Below are 18,611 nucleotides of genomic sequence, written 5' to 3' on the forward strand. Positions count from 1 at the left end.
GCTCAGGCCCTCACACCGTCGAGGCCCCGCGTGGCCCGGCGTTCCAGCCATCGCATGCCCGCGGAGATGGCCGATGCCATGACGAAATAGAGAACGAGTATGGTTGCAAAGGGAATGAGCGTGCTGCCGGTCTGCGCCCGCACGACCTGGGCCTGGAACGTCATGTCCGTCAGGGAGATCAATGAGACGACAGCGGTGCCCTTGAGGAGTTCGATGGCATTGTTGCCAAAGGTCGGCAGCATCAGCGGCAACGCCTGCGGCAGGATCACGTGGCGCATCCTCTGATAGCGACTGAGATTAAGAGCCACGCAGGCCTCGCGCTGCTCGCGGCCGACGGCCCTGACGGCGCCGCGCACGACTTCCGCGCCGTAGGCCCCGACGTTGAGACCCAGCGCCAGGACGCCAGCCTGCAGTGGCGTCAGCGTGAGGCCTGCAAACGGCAGCACGAAATAGACCCAGAACAGTTGCACGAAGATCGACGTGCCGCGGAAGAATTCGATGTAGACGGTGGCAAGCGTGCGAACGGCGGCGAAACGCGATAGTCGGCCGAGCCCGGCGGCGAAAGCCATGATAAGGGCCAGGGCCGAGCCCAGAACCGTCAACTCGATGGTCACGAGCGCGCCCTGCAATATCAGCCCTATGTATCCGGACCAGTCGATCATCGTGCCTTCCTAGTCATTGGTGTTTGACCTCGGGGCGGGCCTTGACCTCCCCCAAGGCAGTTGGGAGGGGGCGGAGCCGCCCTCCCCCAGTCTCACCCGGTCAGTTGGAAGCCGCGCAGAGCTTTTCCCGGCTCGTCGACATGGCGGCGGCGGCCGAGAAGCCGTATGGCTCGATGATCTTCGCGAACTCGCCGGATTCCTTCAGTTTCGCCAGTTCCACATCGAAGGCGTCGCGCAGTGCCTCGTCGCCCTTCTTGAAAGCCGCGCCATCGCAATAGACCGGCGCTCCCTGTACCGGCGCCACGACCTCGAGGTTCGGGTCGTTGGCCTTCATGACGAGATCGTTGATCGAAAGGACCGGCAGCGAATAGGCGTCGATGCGGCCGTCCTGCAGCATCTTCAGGCCGCTCTGGCCATCCGGCACCACAATGACGCGTTCGCGCGGAACCCCTGCTTCCAGCGCAAGCTTCTCTTCCGTGCCGCCGCCCGGCGCGCCGATCGTTGCCGACTGATCCTTGGCGATATCGGCATAGCTCTTGAAGCCCTTCGGATTGCCCTTCTTGACGAGCATGGCCTCGGCGTCGCAGAGAACCGGCTCTGAATAGGCAACGGCCGCGCAGCGTTCCGGCTTCATGAACAGGCCGGCCGTGACGGCGTCATGGCGGCCGGCTTGCAGGCCGGGGATCATGGCGCCGTATTCCGAGATCGAAGCCACCACATCCGCAACGCCGAGACGCTTGAAGATCTCGCGGGCGACGTCGGGAGCAGCACCGGAGACCTTGCCGTCTGCCCCGACCGCGGTAAAGGGCGGTTCGTTGGCGATTGCGATGCGCGCAAAGCCCTGGGCCTTCAGCTGTTCGAGCTTGGTGTCGTCCGCGCTTGCGGGGGCGGAAAGAAGCGACATCAGTGCCGTGGCGCCGGCTGCCATCGCCATGAGATATTTCAACGTCATCGTTCCTACTCCTCTGGATTTTTCCGTTTTTATCGGGGCATCGCCTGATCGCCGGGCGATCAGACGCGGTGTCCCGCCGCGATTATCTTGCGCAGGAAGGTTTGCGTGCGTTCCTGCCTGGGATTTTTGAAAATGCTCTCTGGCTTGCCTTCCTCGACGATCCGGCCCTTGTCGAAGAAGAGCACGCGATCGGCGAAATCGTGGGCAAAGCCCATCTCGTGGGTGACGAGAAGCATGGTCATGTCCGTCTCCGCGGCCAGTCTGCGCATGACGTTCAGGACTTCCTCGACCAACTCCGGATCGAGTGCGGAGGTCACCTCGTCGAACAGCATGATCTTGGGAGAAAGAGCGAGTGCGCGGGCGATGGCCACGCGCTGCTTCTGTCCGCCGGACAATTGCGCGGGCATGCTGCGGGCCTTGTCGGCCATGCCCACCATGTCGAGAAGCTCCATCGCCCGCTTTTCGGCTGCCGCCTTTGCCACGCCCTTGGTCAGCATGGGGGCGAGCGTGATGTTGTCGAGCACGCATTTGTGCGGAAAGAGATTGAAGTGCTGAAAGACCATGCCGATCTTCTTGCGCATTTTGTGCAGGTGCTTCTCGTCGGCGGCGACGAGCCTGCCAGCCTTCGGCATGTGGTAGAGCTGCTCGCCGTCGATCTCGATGTGACCGCCATTGATCGTCTCGAGTGTCATCAGGATGCGCAGGATTGTGGTCTTTCCGGAGCCCGACGGGCCGATCAGCGCCAGCTTTTCACCCGGCATGACATCCATCGAGAGACCGTCGAGCACCGTCAGCGGCCCGTAGGTCTTCGTGATGTTGTCGATGCGAATGATGGGTGAAGGCATGCATGTCTCTCCCTGTTGAGACGAGCGATGCCTGCAACGATGACGAGCTTATAAAATCATGTCAATTATCAAAATAATATCATGACAATTATTCTGCATCTGCCCAAATGCCGGGCGGAACCGTCAGATTGCAAGCAGAAGCGCTTCCGGATTTCCCTGGGCCAGGGACGCGACCGTTCCCAGTCCGGTGCGCAGTTCGGCCTCCGATGTGGAGCCGAGCGAGATGCGCACCGCGGGCGCGCGGCCGTGCTCTGCGGTCTGGAACGACGCGCCCGGCGCGATGGCCACCCCATGCAGTCGGGCCTGCGCGACGAAGCCTTCTTCCGTGTGTGCCGCGGTGAGCGGCAGCCAGACATGCAGGCTTTGCGGGTGTGCGCGATAGGACAGTCCGCCGAGCGCTTCGGTGGCGATCGCATGTCTTCGCGCAAGGGCGCGTCTTTGCCAGTTGACCAGTTCCATCGCCGTGCCGTTGCTCACCCAGCGCGTGGCGATTTCAGCGATGGCGGGCGTCGCCATCCAGTTGGAGACGAGGTGGCGATTCGCGACGGCTGCAACGAAGCGATCGGGCGCCACGAGATAGCCAATACGCAGGCCGGGGACGGTGATCTTGGTAAAGCTGGTGACGTAGAGCGTGCGCTCTGGAGCAAAGCTCTGGAGCGGCGGCGGCCGGTCTGCCACAAGCGGCCCGAGAATATCGTTTTCGATGATCGCGATATCGTGCCTGGCGGCCACCGCCGCCAGTTGCTCGCGCCGTTCGGCACTCATCAGCGTTGCCGTCGGATTGACCACGGAGGGCTGGAGAAATACGGCCCGCACAGGGCCTTCCCGGCAGGCGGCGTCCAACGCTTCGGGAAGCATGCCGTCCGAGTCGATTGCGATGCCCGCGAGATGAATTCCAAGATAACTCGACAGTGGCACAAGCGTATGGTGGCTGATCGCCTCCGCCACGACGGTCGAGCCGGGCGGAGCCACGCTCATCAGCGCAACCGTCATGGCGGAAGTCGCGCCATTGGTCAGGTTGACGTTCAGCGGCGATACGTCGAGCCCGCAGACAGACAGCCACTCGACGGCGACGGAGCGATGGCGGGGAAACACCATGTTGGGCCGGAAGGAGAGCGCAGAACTGGAGGGCAGGTTCTCGCCGAGCCAGGCAAAGGCCTCTCGCATGCGGTCGAGATGGATCTGCTCGCAGACGGGCTTCAGGATCGACAGGTCAATGACCTCGCCCAGCCGTTCCGGCAGATAGGGCGGCTCCGGCTCCTTTTGCGCCGTCTGCACGAACGAGCCACGACCGATTTCGCCCGAGATCATGCCGCGGCGGATCAGTTCGTCGTAGGCGCGGCTCACCGTCTGGATCGACAGTTTGAGGTCTTCGGCAAGCTTGCGATGGGTCGGCAGCCGTGTTCCGTGGACGAGCTTGCCGTCATGAATTGCATTGGCGATCTGCTCGGCGAGGGATAGATAGGCCGGGCGACGAAGCTGCTGAGGATCGGGACGCCAATTTGTCATGATTTGACAGTGATGAAATTCAGTTCAATTGACAATCTGAAAATTGCGTTCGGCAGATCAATTTCATAGTCTTGTCCGAGATTCTGACAGGGGAAAACCAACCGCATGAAGCTCGACGCGATCGACCTGCGCATCCTTGAGGCGGTCCAGAGGGATGGCCGGATAACCAAGGTGGCGCTTGCCGAAGAGGTGGGACTGTCGCCCACGCCCTGCTGGATGCGGCTGCGCAAGCTGGAAAAGGCGGGCATCGTGGCAGGCTATCATGCCCGCGTCGCGGTGCGCCGCATCGCTCCCGTCGCCAGCGTTATGATGGAAGTCACCCTCGAAAATCACCGACAGGGCGATTTCGAACGCTTCGAGCGGACGATCGCAAGCATTCCCGAAATCGTCGCCTGCTGGTCGGTTGGCGGCGGGGTCGACTACATACTCAAGATCATGGCCGCCGACATCGACGCCTACCAGCGGCTCGTCGACAGCCTGCTCGATCGGGAAATCGGAATCGCGCGCTATTTCACCTATATCGTTACGAAGACGGTGAAGGAGGAAACGACGCTTCCGCTGCCCATCCTTCTGGCAGATGCCGCGTCGGACTAGACGATTCCTCTGCGACGGCCTCAACGTTTGGACCAAACCTCTCTTCATCGCCTGCTCAAAAGACCATCTCTCGCCGATATGCTGACAAACTTGCCGGCAACCCGAACACGAGGAGCCGGAGATGAACGCCGTATTTGCACGCCCCGACTGCCACGATGCGCTTGAACGCCTGAAGGACAAGCATCTCCTCAAATCGCTTTCCTATGTCGGCGGCCGCTGGGTCGCGAACGGCGCGAACGCAACCTTCGAGGTGCGCGATCCCGCCTCTTCCCTGCCGCTTGCCTGGGTTTCCGCGTTGGACGCCGAGGAAACGGGCCGGGCGATCGATACGGCTGCCGCCGCCTTTTTCGCCTGGCGCGCGCTGCTGCCGCAGGAACGCGCCTGCATCCTTCGGCGCTGGTATGAACTGATGCTCGGGGCGAAGGACGATCTCGCCCTGATCATGACGCTCGAACAGGGCAAGCCGCTGTCGGAATCGCGTGGCGAGATCGACTACGCGGCCTCCTTCATCGAGTGGTACGCCGAGGAGGGAAAACGCCTCAACGCCGAAGGTGTGACCAGCCATCTGCCCGGCGCCGAAATGATCGTGCGTCGCGAGGCGCTGGGCGTCGTCGGCCTGGTCACGCCCTGGAACTTTCCGTCGGCCATGGTCACCCGCAAGGCGGCAGCCGCGCTCGCGGCCGGCTGCACCGTCGTCGTTCACCCGTCCTCTGAGACGCCGCTCTCAGCGTTGGCGCTGGCGGAACTTGGCGAGCGCGCCGGCCTCCCGACAGGGGTCTTCAACGTCGTCACCGGCGATGCCGCAACCATCGTCGGGCGTCTCTGCGCCGATCCGCGGGTGCGTGCCCTGAGCTTCACCGGCTCTACGGCGATCGGCAAGTTGATTGCCGGGCAATGCGCCGTCGGCATGAAGCGGCTGGTCATGGAACTCGGCGGACATGCCCCGCTCATCGTCTTCGAGGACGCGGACATCGCCAGGGCTGTGGACATAGCCGTCAACGCCAAGTTTGCGACCTCCGGCCAGGACTGCCTGGCTGCCAACCGCATCTTCGTTCAGCGCTCCATCCTGGAGGTCTTCAACGCGGCCTTCAGGGCGCGGATCGAAGCACTCGTTGTCGGCAATGGCCTTTCGCCGAACGCCGAGATCGGCCCGTTGATGCATGCTCGCGCCGTTGAGAAGGTCGACGAACAGGTCAGGGATGCCGTTCGGCGCGGCGGCCGCTGCCTGACCGGCGGAACGCTCCACGAGGCCGGACCGCTGTTCTACACCCCGACCCTTCTGGTCGACGTGCCCGAGGACGCGCTCATCATGCGCGAGGAGACCTTCGGGCCGGTGGCCGCAGTGACCGCCTTCGATACGGAAGCCGAGGTGATCGCACGGGCCAACGATACCGAATACGGACTGGTCGCCTACGTGGTTACGGAGAACGGTGCCCGCCAGATGCGGCTTGGCCGCGCGCTGGAATACGGCATGGTCGCGATCAACCGGGTGAAGATCACCGGCGGGCCCGTTCCCTTCGGCGGCTGGAAGCAATCCGGTCTCGGCCGCGAAGGCTCTCGCCACGGCCTGGAGGCGTTCAGCGAACTCAAATACCTCTGCATCGACACAGCGGCCTGACCGCTTCGGTGCCGCAACCGATCATAGACGAAAGGAAAACCGGACATGTCCGAGTACAGCAATGAAATCACCGCCTGGGATCGAGACCACTTCTTCCACCCCTCGACGCACATGGGCATGCACGCCCGCGGCGAGACGCCCACGCGCGTGATGGCCGGCGGCGAAGGCGTCTATGTGACCGATGTCGGCGGCCGGACAAGCCTCGATGCCTTTGCCGGCCTCTACTGCGTCAATGTCGGTTACGGCCGGCAGAAGATTTCCGATGCGATCGCAGAGCAGGCGAAGAGCCTCGCCTACTACCACGCCTATGTCGGCCATGGCACGGAAGCCTCGATCACGCTGTCGAAGATGATCATCGACCGGGCGCCGAAGGGCATGTCGCGCGTCTATTTCGGCCTTTCCGGGTCGGACGCCAACGAGACCAACATCAAGCTGATCTGGTACTACAACAACATCCTCGGCCGGCCGGAGAAGAAGAAGATCATTTCGCGCTGGCGCGGCTATCACGGCTCTGGCGTCATGACCGGCTCGCTGACGGGCCTCGAGCTGTTTCACAACCTTTTCGACCTTCCGCGGCCCCCGGTCCTCCATACCGAAGCGCCGTACTACTTCCGCCGTGCCGATCGCTCGATGAGCGAGGAGCAGTTCTCGCAACATTGCGCTGACAAGCTGGAGGAGATGATCCTGGCGGAGGGCCCCGACACGATCGCCGCCTTCATCGGAGAACCGATCCTCGGAACCGGCGGCATCGTGCCTCCGCCGCGGGGATATTGGCAGAAGATCCAGGCCGTTCTGGAAAAATACGACATCCTGCTGGTCGCCGACGAGGTGGTGACGGGGTTCGGCCGCCTGGGCTCGATGTTCGGTTCCGACCATTACGACATGAGGCCGGACCTGATCACCATCGCCAAAGGCCTGACCTCGGCCTATGCGCCGCTTTCGGGCTCGATCGTCTCCGACAAGGTCTGGCAGGTTCTCGTACAGGGTTCCGACAAGATGGGAGCAATCGGCCACGGCTGGACCTATTCGGCCCACCCGATCTGCGCGGCCGCGGGCGTCGCCAACCTTGAACTGGTGGATGAACTCGGTCTCGTCGAGAACGCAGGCTCCACAGGCGCCTACTTCCGTTCCGAACTGGCCAAGGCGGTCGCCGGTCACAGGCATGTCGGCGATGTGCGCGGCGACGGGCTGATGGCGGCGGTCGAATTCGTCGAAGACAAGAATGATCGCGTCTTCTTCGACCCCGCAAAGAAGATTGGCCCGCAGGTCTCCACAGCGCTTCTCGAGCGCGGCGTTATCGGGCGAGCCATGCCGCAGGGCGACATCCTCGGCTTCGCACCGCCGCTGTGCCTGACCCGCGAAGAAGCCGACACCGTCGTCAAGGCGACGGCGGCGGCCATCGAAGCGGTGCTTGGCAGATAGGAGATTTTCCGGTGAATGCTGTACCGAAGACGATGGCTGCCGTGCGGCTGCTGGGGCACGGCGGGCTTGACAGGCTCGTCTACAGCCGTGATGTCCCGGTCCCTTCCGCTGGGCCTGGTGAAGTGCTGATCAAAGTCAGCGCCTGCGGCATGAACAATACCGATGTCTGGGTGCGGGAGGGCGCCTACGGCACAGAGGACGATCCGGCAGCGGTTTCCACCTGGCGGCGCCAAGGCAACACCCTGACCTTCCCGCGCATCCAGGGGACCGATACGGTCGGCCGGGTCGTCGCGACCGGCGAGGGTGTCGACTGCGGCAGGATCGGTGAGCGCGTCATGGTCGATTTCTCGATCTACAACCGCGACGACGACAGCCTGGCCGACATAGACTACATGGGCCATGGTCGGGACGGCGGCTACGCGGAATATATGACGCTGCCAGCCGAAAATGCCCATGTCGTCTCGACCGACATGAGCGATATCGAGCTTGCCACGTTCTGCTGTGCCTATCTGACCGGCGAGCGCATGCTCGAGCGCGCACGGCTTGCTGCCGGCGAGATCGTGCTTGTCACCGGTGCTTCGGGCGGCGTCGGATCGGGTATAATCCAACTTGCCCGCGCCCGCGGCGCCATTCCGATAGCTCTGACTGCATCCGGCAAGGAACAGGCCATGCTCGATATCGGGGCGGAAGCTGTGGTCACGCGCGGCTCCGGCGACCTCTTCCTGGCCGTGGCAACGGCAGCGAAAGGCCGCGCCATCGATGTCGTCGCCGATCTCGTCGGCGGCGTCATCTTCAACGATCTCCTGAAGATCCTGAGGCCGGAGGGGCGCTATACCACGGCAGGCGCCATCGCGGGGCCGGTGGTACAGCTCGACCTGCGGACCATGTATCTGAAGCAGCTGGAACTGCACGGATCGAGCCAGGGCAGTCGTGCCGATTTCCGCCGTTTGGTCGGCTACATCGAAGCCAAGAAAATCAGGCCGCTCGTCGGCGGCGTCTATCCGCTATCGGAATTCCACCGGGCCCAGACGGATTTCATGCAGAAGAATTTCGTTGGCAAGCTGGTCGTGGTGCCGGACGCTATCGCCTGAGCGGGTCAAATGAACCGGCGATTGGCCCTTGCAAAAGCATGGGGAGTGCTGGGGCATGACACTAGAGCTGGATCTGGCGGTCGATATCGGCGGGAAGAGGTGGCCGGTTGAGCACAGTCTATCCCGATGATTTCGCCGGGCGTCGGCGAAAGAGTTGATCCCAGATGTCGTACCCCGCAGGGACAATCCCGATCAGCAGCGCAGCGGCCAAATCGAGCCGTGGAACAAACGCCAGGATGACCGCGCAGAACGCGACAAGCGTCACGAATGCAAAAACTGCAAAAAACCGGCTTCTGTTCATCGGTCGATCCTGTCGGAATGGGTCGGACATTTCATCATCTCTGTCCTCCATAGAGGAGATCCGGCAGCATGTAGACGATGTCCGGGAACAGATAGATGACCACCATGCAGAGAATGACGATCAACATATATGGCATCATGCCGCGGAAAATGTCGGTCAGCTTGACATGCGAAGGCGAGACGCCCTTCAGGTAGTATGCCGACATGGCCATCGGCGGTGATAGGAAGGCCGTCTGCAGATTGATGGCCACGAGGATACCGAAGAACAGCGGGTCGATCCCGAAATGCGGCAACAACGGAATGAAGATCGGGATGAAGATGACGATGATCTCGGTCCATTCCAGCGGCCAGCCGAGAATGAAGATGATGATCTGGGCCATGATCAAAAACATCAGCGGCGACATGTCCAGGCCGGTCACGAAGTCACTGATGAGTTGTTGCCCGCCGAGATAGGCGAACACCGACGCGAAGGTCGCCGAACCAACGAAAAGCCAGCATACCATCGCGGTTGTCCGGGCCGTCAGATAGACGGACTCCTTGAGGCGCCGCCATGTCAAGGCCCTGTAAGCCGCGGCAAGCGCTAGCCCGCCCAATGCGCCGATTGCGGCCGCCTCCGAAGGGGTCGCCAAGCCGAAGAGAATGGCACCTAAAACCGCAAGGATCAGAAAGGCGAGCGGGGCGAAGGATGTCAGCATCATCCAGACGAGTTGGGCCGGCGTGTGGTCACCGACCTCCTCTTTCGTTGGCCGCGGCGCCAGTTGCGGCTGCAGGATTGCTCGCACCACGACATATGTGAGATAGAGCCCCGCCAGGGCGAGACCGGGTAGCAGCGCCGCCGCATACATGCGGACGACTGAAATCCCGGAGGTGGCCGCGTAGACGATCAGCAGAATGGAGGGCGGGATCAGGATTCCGAGCGTGCCGCCCGCGCAGATCACGCCGGTCGCGTACCGCACGTCGTACCTTGCCTTCAGCATCGCCGGCAGGGCGAGCAGTCCCATCAAGGTCACCACAGCCCCGACGATGCCGGTTGCCGTGGCAAAGAGCGTACAGGTGACCAAGGCGGCGACCGCCATCGAGCCGGGTAGCCGGCGCGTGACGCTGTAGAGCGTCGAGAACAGCCTATCGACGATGTTGGCTCGCTCGACGATGTAGCCCATGAACAAAAACAGCGGGATGGCCGTCAGCACGTCGTTCTGGATGACCGAGTACGTCTGGTTGACGAACAGATCGAAGATCCGGTTGTTGAAGAAGCCGCCGATCCAGGTCTCGGCCAGCGTAAAGGCATCGCCGCCGGAGTCGAGCGCGCGGTCATAGGCGCGCCACATGCGGGCGGCGTCGAAATAGGCGTAATATCCGAAGCCGACGCCCAGAGCCATCAGCGTGAACGCCACCGGAAAGCCGAGGAAGATGGTGAGGATCAGGATGAGCAGCATCCCGACGGCGATGTGTGCATCCGTCATTGGGCGTCCCGATCTCGTGGTTCGCGTCCAGCGGCAAGCTCCCGCGGCGGAAGAATGCCCTCGTCCTCGGACTTGAGGGCGTCCAGGCTTTTCGTTTGCAGCAGCACCTTTTCCAGTTCTTCGACATCTTCGGCCGTTTTTGGCCATTCGCCTGTCTTTATGCAGAGAATGCAGCGGAAGACCTGCGCCACGCCTTGCAGGAACAGGAGAATGCCGGCGGCGACAATGACGGTCTTGAACTGGAAGATCGGCACGCCGGCGGGGCTGTTGGAACTGACCTCCAGGTAGCGCCAACTGCGCTCGGCGTATTTCCAGCCCGAGAAGACGAGCGCGGTTATGCCGGGAAAGAAGAAGATGAAGTACAGGACCAGTTCCAGCCTGGCCTGCGTGCGCGGCTTCCAGAGCCGGTAGATGAAGTCGCCGCGCACATGGCCATCACGCGACAGGGTATAAGCTCCCGCCATCATGAAGAGCGTTCCGTAGAGTATGTAGCTCAGGTCGAAGGCCCAGGGGGTCGGCGCGCGGAAGAGGTAGCGTGCGACTACCTCATAGCCGACGCCGAAGGCCATGATGAGTATCCCCCACGCGAACACCTTGCCGAACCATGCCGACAGATCGTCGGCGAATGCAATGTAACGGAGCATGCAAGCGCCTCCCCAGCCCCGGTGAACATGACGAGGCCCGGGATACCGGGCCTTCGCCACTTACTTTCCGAGGTTCAACTTTCCGGGGAAATAGTGCTCATAGGCGAGTGCGAGATCGGCCGAGTTCATCAACTCGTAGTACACGACCCTCTCCACCCACTGCCGTTGACTGTCGAGCACCTTCTTCATGAACGCATCCGCTTCAAGCGTGGGGATGATCTGATCCCAGGCCTTCAGTTGTGCATCCAGAATTTCCTTCGGTGTGCGGTGCACGGTCACGCCATGTTCGGTCTGAAGCTTTTGAAGGTCGCTTGAATAGTTGTCCATCGCGGACGCAGTATTCGCCGTGCTTGCGGCCTCCACGCCATATTCGAGGATTGCCTGCAGATCGTCGGGAAGGTCGTCAAACACATCCTTGTTGAACAGGAATTCGAAAGACTCGCTCGCCTGATGGTAGGACGAAAGCATGTAGTTCTTGGCGACATCCTGCGAACCAAACCGAATGTCAGAGGATGGATTGTTGAACTCGAAGGCGTCGATGACGCCCCGCTCCATCGCCGGCACGATCTCGCCGCCCGGAAGCTGAGCAACGCTCATGCCCATGTTCTGCATGAGATCGGCGGCAAGCCCGACGGTACGATATTTGAGACCGTTGACATCGTTCACACTCGCCACCGGATTCTTGAACCAGCCGAACGGCTGTGCGGGCATCGGGAAGCCATAGAAGCCGTAAAGGTTCAGCCCCATGATGTCCTGGGTGAGTTCCCGGTAGAGATCCTTGCCTCCGCCTTGATGGAACCATCCGAGCATGGTGGTTGCGCTGCCGCCAAATACCGGCCCGGTGCCGAAGAGGGAAGCTGCCTTGTGCTTGCCGTACCAATAGACGGGAACGGTGTGGGCTGCGTCGATCACGCCATCATTGACGCCGTCGAGCACCTGAAACGCGCCGACGACCGTACCGGCGGGCATGAGTTCGAACTTCAGGCGTCCGCCGGACATTCGCTCGACCCGTTCGACGTACTGGCGGGCAAATTCCATCCAGATATCCGACGCGGGCCAGGATGTTTGCATTTTAATGACGATTGGTGCCTGCGCCATCACGGGCGGGGCTGCAAGCGCCCCCATCGCAGTTACTCCAACGAACGTCGACGCTCCCAGCAACTCTCGACGCGATACGTTCTTTTTGTTCATTGCTCTTCCTCCCTGGATTGTTGTCAAATTCTCCCTGCATTCAATTGTTAGTTCGCTACGTTGACGAAGATGGCTCCCAACCTCTTCGCGATCAGTCTCAACAACTGATTGTTCCCGTTTGTCAATTATGCACACTTTCTGAAGTTCTGACAGACGTTCAACTGTTGTTGAATGACAGCTTTGGGCTGTGGTCCACAGCCAAGGCAAAGTTTTTCCTCAACCAGAGCATGGCTTCCTGGGTGGCGCCGCCCTCTCTCGTCGCCGCAGCGGAAGGAGCCACACGGCATGGGCAATAATCTCGGCTGGAAAGCGAAGGCGTCGGTAATGGCTGGGCAGTTCTCGGTCATGCTGGTCTAGTTGCATTTCCCCCAGCACAATCCGTTAAGGCGACGCCACCGCGCGAGATCGGCTATCGATCACAGGCCCCCCAGCAGCTTGAAGGCGATAAGCCACATCGTAACCGCAACGAGCCCTTCCAGTACGCGCCAGGCGGCGGGATTGGCAAAGATCGGTCTCAACTTGGTTGCGCCGTAACCGAGCGAGAAGAAGAACAGGAACGAGGCCGTCACGGCTCCCGCGGCAAAGGATGCTTCCAGGCCTGGAAAACCCGTCGAGATCGTGCCGAGCAGGACAACGGTGTCGAGATAGACATGCGGATTGAGCCAGGTGAGCGCCAGGCAGGTGAGAAGCGCCTTGCGCAGGCTGGACGCACCAACTTCGCCTACCGCCAGCGCGCCTGAAGACCGCAGGGCGGAACGAAGGCTCCTTGCGCCGTACCACATGAGGAAGATCGCCCCGCCATAGCGCATCAGGGCATCGAGCCAGGGCAACACCGCGGCGATCTGGCGGAAACTGGTTATGCCGACAACGATCAGCAGCGCGTCAGACAGCGCACAGGCAAGACAGATGGCAAAGACGTGCTCGTTGCGCACCCCTTGCCGCAGCACGAAGGCATTTTGCGCGCCGATCGCCACGATCAGGCTGAGGCCCATGGTGAAGCCGGTGAAATAGACGGATATGCTCATGCGCGGCGTGTGCTCCTTCTTCGCGGCGCAATTCCCTACCGCGGCCTGGCAATTTAGGATAGTTAATGCTACTTACTCCAATTAAGCCAAGCTAAATCATGCTCGACTATTCAGCCCTCCGCACCGTTGCTGCCGTGATCCAGACCGGGAGCTTCGAAAAGGCCGCCGGCCTTCTGAACGTCACGCCCTCGGCGGTCTCCCAGCGTGTCAAGCTGATCGAGGAACGGCTCGGCATCGTGCTAATCGTCCGTGGCAGCCCGTGCACGGCGACCGAAACGGGCGAATGGCTGTGCCGGCACCTAGAAAATGTCGGCATGCTGGAAGAAGAGTTGCTGAAGCAGTTGCCCACGCTTGCGGCGCCTGACGAAGCACGCCAGCGGGTGACACTGCACATCGCGACCAATGCGGACAGCCTCGCCACCTGGTTTCTGACCGCCGTCGCAAACTTTACGAAGCAGTCGCATCACCTCGTGAACGTCGCCATTGACGATGAGGACCACACCGCCGAGTGGCTGCAACGGGGACGGGTCCTTGCGGCAGTTACCAGCCTCGAAAAGCCGATCCAGGGCTGCCGCCACCTCTCGCTCGGTGCGCTGCGCTATCGGGCGACGGCAAGCCCCGACTTCATGGCGCGGCACTTTCCGGACGGCGTAACTGCCGACGCCTTGGTGAGCGCGCCATCGCTCCTCTTCAACCAGAAGGACAGGCTGCAGGCCCGTTGGATTCGCCAGATAATCGGGAGGGAACTCGCCGGGCCCGTCCACTGGCTGCCATCGACGCAAAGCTTTGTGGATGCAAGCCTCGCCGGCATGGGGTGGGGCATGAATCCGGAGCTGTTGGTGGGCGAGCATTTGAAGGCAGGCCGGTTGGTGGAACTGCGCACGCAGACCCCGCTCGACATCCCGCTCTACTGGCAGATGAACCGCCTCGCCGCCGACCGTCTGGCCGATCTGACGCGCGAAGTCGTTCAGACCGCGCGTCTGCTCCTGCGTCATGAAGGCCGGTAGAGGATCGGTCCACCGTTGTCGGACGCCGCGCGGCGCAGACCGATCGGGAAAACTTGCTTGCCATTTTGCACGATTGCACATCTAAGCATGACCGAACGGGCAATAATATGCACAAAATATTTGAAATACGGTCATATCTGAGATACGTTCAGCCATGCCCTGATTTTATGAGGATGCGATGCCCCTTCAATCGACGCCGGGACACGCGTCATTCGACGTCGCCGTAATCGGCGCAGGCGTGGTTGGCTGTGCGGTGGCGCGCCGGTTTACTCTGGCGGGCGCCAAGGTGGCGCTGGTGGAGAAGGGAGCGGACATCCTCTCCGGTGCCTCCAAGGCCAACAGCGCGATTTTGCACACGGGCTTTGATGCGCCCGCTTCGAGCCTGGAGCTGGAACTCGTGCGTGCCGGGCGGGAAGAATATCTTGAGATCTACAAGCAGCTTGGCTTGTCGCTGGTCCGGACCGGAGCACTTGTTTGCGCCTGGAGCGAACGTGAGGCGGACAAGCTCGAAGATATCGCGCGACAGGGACGCGAGAACGGGATCTCCGAACTCGGCCTGATGACCGCCGCGGCTGCCCGTGCCACTATGCCGACGCTGTCGAACGGGCTGGTGGCAGCCCTGGAAGTGGCGGGCGAGCATATCATCGATCCCTGGTCGGCGCCCCTCGCCTATCTTACGCAGGCCGTCGGGCTGGGCTGCGTGTTCTTGCGCGGGACGGAAGTCTTGCGCGGGGAATTCGACGGGCGATGGAGATTGGAAACGTCGGCCGGCGCCCTGGAGGCTGCAGCGGTCGTCAACGCAGCAGGCCTTTACGGTGACACCGTCGACGAGAGATTGGGCCTTGGTCCCGAATTTCGGATCAAGCCGCGCAAAGGGCAGTTCGTCGTTCTCGACAAGGCGGCGTTTCGCCACGTTCCGCGTATCGTCCTGCCGGTCCCGACGGAGATCACCAAGGGTGTCGTCGTCTGCCCCACGGCCTTTGGCAATGTTCTGATCGGTCCGACGGCGGAAGAGCAGGACGATCGTGTTCGCGCCACCGTCGAGATGCAGACGCTGGAGGCGCTGCTGGCTCGCGGTGCGGAGATCGTTCCGGCCCTTGCCGGCATTCCCGTTACCGCCATCTATGCCGGCTTGCGCCCCGCCACCGAGAAAAAGGCCTATCGCGTGATCACTCGGCCGGAGAAGCGCGCGATCACGCTTGGCGGCATTCGCTCGACGGGGCTGAGCGCCGCGCTGGGGCTGGCCCGGCATGCGCTCCGACTGCATGAAGGTTTCGGCGCCACGTTCGCTCCGCCCGCTCCGTTGCCGGCGGTCAGCGTTCCGAACCTGACGGAAACCTGCCGGCGTGATTGGCAGCAGCCCGGACATGGCGAAATCGTTTGCCATTGCGAGCTTGTGACGCGACGCGAGATCGAGGCTGCGCTGGCGAGCCCGGTTCCGCCCGGCGATTTCGGTGGTCTGAGACGGCGCACACGCGCCGGGATGGGGCGCTGCCAGGGCTTCTACTGCAATGCGCGTCTGGCGGAGATGACAAGGGGCCGACTCGCAACACCGCTCGCCGTGGACGAGGGACGAAAACCATGACTACGCTTGCAGATGTTCTGGTCGTCGGCGGCGGACCGGCAGGCGTCGCCGCCGCGCTGGAATTGCGTCGTCGTGGCGTGGAGAAGGTCATCCTCCTCGAGCGCGAGGGCCATCTCGGAGGCGCGACACGCCATTGCAGCCATTCCCCGTTCGGTATGCGCGAATTCGGCCGGGTCTATTTCGGTGCCGGCTATGGCCGCAGGCTGGAGCACGAGGCGCAACAGGCCGGAGTCGACGTGCGGTACGGTCATTCCGTCGTTCGCCTCGGAGAAGATGGTTCGGTGCTCGTCACCGCGCCTGACGGCGTCGAAACCCTGCGCGCGCGCCGGGTCATCACCAGCACCGGAGCGCGAGAGCAGCCCCGCTCGGCACGGCTGATCTCCGGAGACCGGCCGATCGGCGTCGTCACGACCGGTACGCTGCAGTCCTATGTCGCCTTTCACGGGCTGATGCCCTTCCGCCGCCCGGTCGTGGTCGGTTCGGAACTCGTATCCCTGTCGGCTATACTGACATGTTTGGCGCACGGTGCGCGTCCCGTCGCGATGCTCGAGCAGGGGCCGCATGCGCTGGCGCGGGCGCCGCTCACATGGCTTCCGTCGCTTGCCGGCATTCCCTTTCTTCGCGGTGCCGAAATTGTGGACATTCGTGGCCGCGAACGAGTCGAGGCCGTCCAGATTCGCCATGCGGGCGAAATCGGGACGCTCGAATGCGACGGCGTTCTGCTGACGGGACATTTCACCCCGGAGGCCTCGCTTTTTCTACAGTCGAACACCGGCGTGGATGCGGGCAGCGCCGGACCAGCGGTCGACCAGGATGGCCGCTCTGCCAATCCGCTGCTTTTCGCCGGCGGCAATGTGTTGAGGGCGGTCGAATCGGGAGGATGGGCCTTTCGCGAAGGACGTTCGGTCGGCGCCGTCGTGGCGGCGGACCTGAGACGCGATCCGGCGGCGCGGGAGTTCGTCCCCGTCACCTACGACGATCCGGTGAAATTGACGGTCCCTTCCCTGCTGCGGCCCAGTCACCTGCGCGAGGGTGCGTTCCGGCATTTCCAGCTGCGGTTTCGCAGGCGTGCGGTCGGCCGCCTGTCGCTGGAACTCGACGGACAGGCGATCTGGTCCCGCCGTGGGCGCTGGCAGCCGGAGCGGCGCGTGCTCGCACCGCTGCCGCCGCGCGCGCTGCTCGCCGCCCATGTCCACTTCGGCTTCCAGGAGGAGACCTGAATGCGCGTCGCCGCCATCGATCAGGGCACTACGTCCACGCGATGCCTCGTCGTGGAGGACGGCGGCGCCTGGCACGTCGCGGCAAGCGTGCGGCACGGTCAGCATCATCCTTCGCCGGGCTGGGTCGAGCACGACGCGGAAGAACTTCTCGCCAACGTCAAGGCCGTGCTGCAGGCGGCAGGCCGGGTCGATGGCATCGCGATCGCCAACCAGGGGGAAAGCTGCCTTGCCTGGGACGGTGAAACCGGAAAACCCCTTTCCCCCGTCATCGTCTGGCAGGACGCACGGACCGGCGACGCGCTTGCAGCGCTCGATCGCTCGGCCGTGCAGCGTTCCAAGGAAGTCTCGGGGCTTCCGCTCGATCCCTATTTCTCCGCCAGCAAGCTCGCCTGGCTGTTGAAGAACATTCCATCGGTCGCCGAGGCGCATGGGCGGGGTCGCTTGCGGCTCGGGACGACGGACGCCTTCTTCCTGGATCGGCTGACGGGAACCTTTGCAACCGATCTTGCGACCGCGTCACGCACCGGACTGCTCGATCTGTCAACGGGCGGATGGAGCAAGGAGATGTGCGCGCTCCATGGCGTGCCGATGGAATGCCTCCCGCAGATCCGTCCCGTCGACGCCGGTTTCGGGGCAGTCGACGGCGTGCCCGTCAAGGTCTCGATCGTCGATCAGCAGGCGGCCCTCCATGGTCATGGCTGCCGCAAGGCCGGCGATTGCAAGATCACTTTCGGTACGGGTGCGTTTCTCCTGGCCGTATCGGGTAGCGATCGCCCGCCCGCGTCTGACCTGCTGCCGACCGTCGCCTGGCAGCGGGAGGGGGAGCGGCCGGTCTTTGCCATCGAGGGGGGTGTCTACGATGCCGGTTCCGCTGTGGAGTGGGCCGGCAGGCTCGGCCTTTTCACCGATCCGACGGAACTCAGCGCTTTCGAAGGACCGTCGGCACTGAGCCGGGGCATCGTCTTCGTTCCCGCGCTTTCCGGACTGGCGGCGCCGTACTGGGATCGGCAGGCCGCGCCGCTCTTCATCGGCATGGACCACGCGACGGACAAGCGCGATCTCGCGCGCGCCGTCCTGGAAGGGATCGCGATGATGACGGCGAGCCTCGTCGAAGCGGCTTCCTCGGTCACTCCGCTCGGCGCCAGCATCTCGATAGACGGCGGGCTTTCGCAGAGCGACTATTTCGCAGCCTTCCTGGCGGCGGCAAGCAATCGCACGATCCGTGTCCCGCAGATGCACGAACTGACGGCGCTGGGCCTGGCTGAACTTTGCGGGATCCACGTCGAGGCGGCACGCGCCGCAGCCACGATCTTTGCGCCGGACGGCTCCGTGGGCGCACAAGAGCATGCGCGTTACGCCGAGGCCGTCGCGCGGACAAGAGGCTGGAGGCAGGGCCATCCAGCGTCCTCAAGCTGAGGCGTGCGTCGTTTGCCTTGCAGCGCGCGACGTTTACCGCGCGATCGCGCGTGACCGGCCCGGGACC

17 protein-coding genes are annotated in these 18,611 nt (G+C 62.9%); 8 read left to right on the plus strand and 9 right to left on the minus strand.

Translation table 11 applies throughout. The features are described from left to right. Positions 1-2 precede the first annotated feature (2 nt). The 4 genes from ehuC to ehuR all read right to left on the minus strand — a co-directional run bounded on the left by ehuC (position 3) and on the right by ehuR (position 3,968). Entirely contained in the window at positions 3-662 is a 660-nt protein-coding gene (ehuC, locus tag CRO48_RS24225; RefSeq protein ID WP_097142340.1) for an ectoine/hydroxyectoine ABC transporter permease subunit EhuC, read from the minus strand. A gap of 100 nt (positions 663-762) precedes the next feature. Next, the gene (gene ehuB, locus CRO48_RS24230) at positions 763-1,614 is read right to left on the minus strand and encodes an ectoine/hydroxyectoine ABC transporter substrate-binding protein EhuB (protein WP_097142341.1); all 852 of its coding nucleotides are present in this window, start codon (positions 1,612-1,614) and stop codon (positions 763-765) included. A 59-nt stretch (positions 1,615-1,673) separates the two neighbouring features. Continuing rightward, positions 1,674-2,459 carry an ectoine/hydroxyectoine ABC transporter ATP-binding protein EhuA gene (ehuA, locus tag CRO48_RS24235; protein ID WP_097142342.1) on the minus strand — a complete coding sequence of 262 codons (786 nt, stop codon included), beginning with the start codon at positions 2,457-2,459 and terminating at the stop codon, positions 1,674-1,676. Positions 2,460-2,582: 123 nt separating this feature from the next. Next, on the minus strand, positions 2,583-3,968 hold the full coding sequence (gene ehuR / locus CRO48_RS24240) for a MocR-like ectoine utilization transcription factor EhuR (protein WP_097142343.1): 1,386 nt from the start codon (positions 3,966-3,968) through the stop codon (positions 2,583-2,585). 105 nt (positions 3,969-4,073) lie between these two features. Between ehuR and CRO48_RS24245 the strand changes: the two genes are divergently transcribed. The 4 genes from CRO48_RS24245 (at position 4,074) to CRO48_RS24260 (ending at position 8,693) form a co-directional block, all read left to right on the plus strand. Then, a complete protein-coding gene (locus CRO48_RS24245) occupies positions 4,074-4,562 on the plus strand; it encodes an Lrp/AsnC family transcriptional regulator (RefSeq protein ID WP_097142344.1) in 489 nt (162 codons plus the stop codon). 121 nt (positions 4,563-4,683) lie between these two features. Next, positions 4,684-6,180 (plus strand): NAD-dependent succinate-semialdehyde dehydrogenase, encoded by a 1,497-nt coding sequence (locus CRO48_RS24250; protein WP_097142345.1) that lies wholly within the window; start codon positions 4,684-4,686, stop codon positions 6,178-6,180. Between the two features lie 45 nt (positions 6,181-6,225). After that, the gene (locus tag CRO48_RS24255; protein WP_097142346.1) at positions 6,226-7,602 is read left to right on the plus strand and encodes an aspartate aminotransferase family protein; all 1,377 of its coding nucleotides are present in this window, start codon (positions 6,226-6,228) and stop codon (positions 7,600-7,602) included. A 32-nt stretch (positions 7,603-7,634) separates the two neighbouring features. After that, positions 7,635-8,693 (plus strand): alcohol dehydrogenase family protein, encoded by a 1,059-nt coding sequence (locus CRO48_RS24260; protein WP_097142347.1) that lies wholly within the window; start codon positions 7,635-7,637, stop codon positions 8,691-8,693. A 118-nt stretch (positions 8,694-8,811) separates the two neighbouring features. On the opposite strand, the gene CRO48_RS24265 is transcribed toward CRO48_RS24260, so the two are convergent. From CRO48_RS24265 to CRO48_RS24285, 5 genes are all read right to left on the minus strand, one after another. After that, on the minus strand, positions 8,812-8,994 hold the full coding sequence (locus CRO48_RS24265; protein WP_097142348.1) for a hypothetical protein: 183 nt from the start codon (positions 8,992-8,994) through the stop codon (positions 8,812-8,814). Between the two features lie 34 nt (positions 8,995-9,028). Next, positions 9,029-10,456, minus strand: a complete 1,428-nt coding sequence (locus CRO48_RS24270; RefSeq protein WP_097142349.1) for a TRAP transporter large permease — start codon at positions 10,454-10,456, stop codon at positions 9,029-9,031. Then, entirely contained in the window at positions 10,453-11,100 is a 648-nt protein-coding gene (locus CRO48_RS24275; RefSeq protein WP_097142350.1) for a TRAP transporter small permease subunit, read from the minus strand. The genes CRO48_RS24270 and CRO48_RS24275 overlap by 4 nt, the downstream gene beginning before the upstream one ends. Before the next feature lie 60 nt (positions 11,101-11,160). Further along, complete coding sequence (locus CRO48_RS24280) at positions 11,161-12,291, minus strand: TRAP transporter substrate-binding protein (RefSeq protein WP_097142351.1); 1,131 nt, start codon at positions 12,289-12,291, stop codon at positions 11,161-11,163. A 416-nt stretch (positions 12,292-12,707) separates the two neighbouring features. Beyond that, entirely contained in the window at positions 12,708-13,316 is a 609-nt protein-coding gene (locus tag CRO48_RS24285) for a LysE/ArgO family amino acid transporter (protein WP_097142352.1), read from the minus strand. A 98-nt stretch (positions 13,317-13,414) separates the two neighbouring features. Here CRO48_RS24285 and CRO48_RS24290 point away from each other — a divergent pair, with 98 nt between their 5' ends. The 4 genes from CRO48_RS24290 to CRO48_RS24305 all read left to right on the plus strand — a co-directional run bounded on the left by CRO48_RS24290 (position 13,415) and on the right by CRO48_RS24305 (position 18,544). Next, positions 13,415-14,323 (plus strand): LysR family transcriptional regulator ArgP, encoded by a 909-nt coding sequence (locus CRO48_RS24290; protein WP_097142353.1) that lies wholly within the window; start codon positions 13,415-13,417, stop codon positions 14,321-14,323. Positions 14,324-14,501: 178 nt separating this feature from the next. Beyond that, a complete protein-coding gene (locus tag CRO48_RS24295; RefSeq protein ID WP_097142354.1) occupies positions 14,502-15,908 on the plus strand; it encodes an NAD(P)/FAD-dependent oxidoreductase in 1,407 nt (468 codons plus the stop codon). After that, positions 15,905-17,128 (plus strand): NAD(P)/FAD-dependent oxidoreductase, encoded by a 1,224-nt coding sequence (locus tag CRO48_RS24300; RefSeq protein ID WP_097142355.1) that lies wholly within the window; start codon positions 15,905-15,907, stop codon positions 17,126-17,128. The genes CRO48_RS24295 and CRO48_RS24300 overlap by 4 nt, the downstream gene beginning before the upstream one ends. Continuing rightward, the gene (locus CRO48_RS24305; RefSeq protein WP_097142356.1) at positions 17,129-18,544 is read left to right on the plus strand and encodes an FGGY family carbohydrate kinase; all 1,416 of its coding nucleotides are present in this window, start codon (positions 17,129-17,131) and stop codon (positions 18,542-18,544) included. It abuts the gene before it with no gap. Positions 18,545-18,611 lie beyond the last annotated feature (67 nt).

The sequence above is a fragment of the Rhizobium subbaraonis genome (assembly GCF_900220975.1).
Taxonomy (GTDB): domain Bacteria; phylum Pseudomonadota; class Alphaproteobacteria; order Rhizobiales; family Rhizobiaceae; genus Mycoplana; species Mycoplana subbaraonis.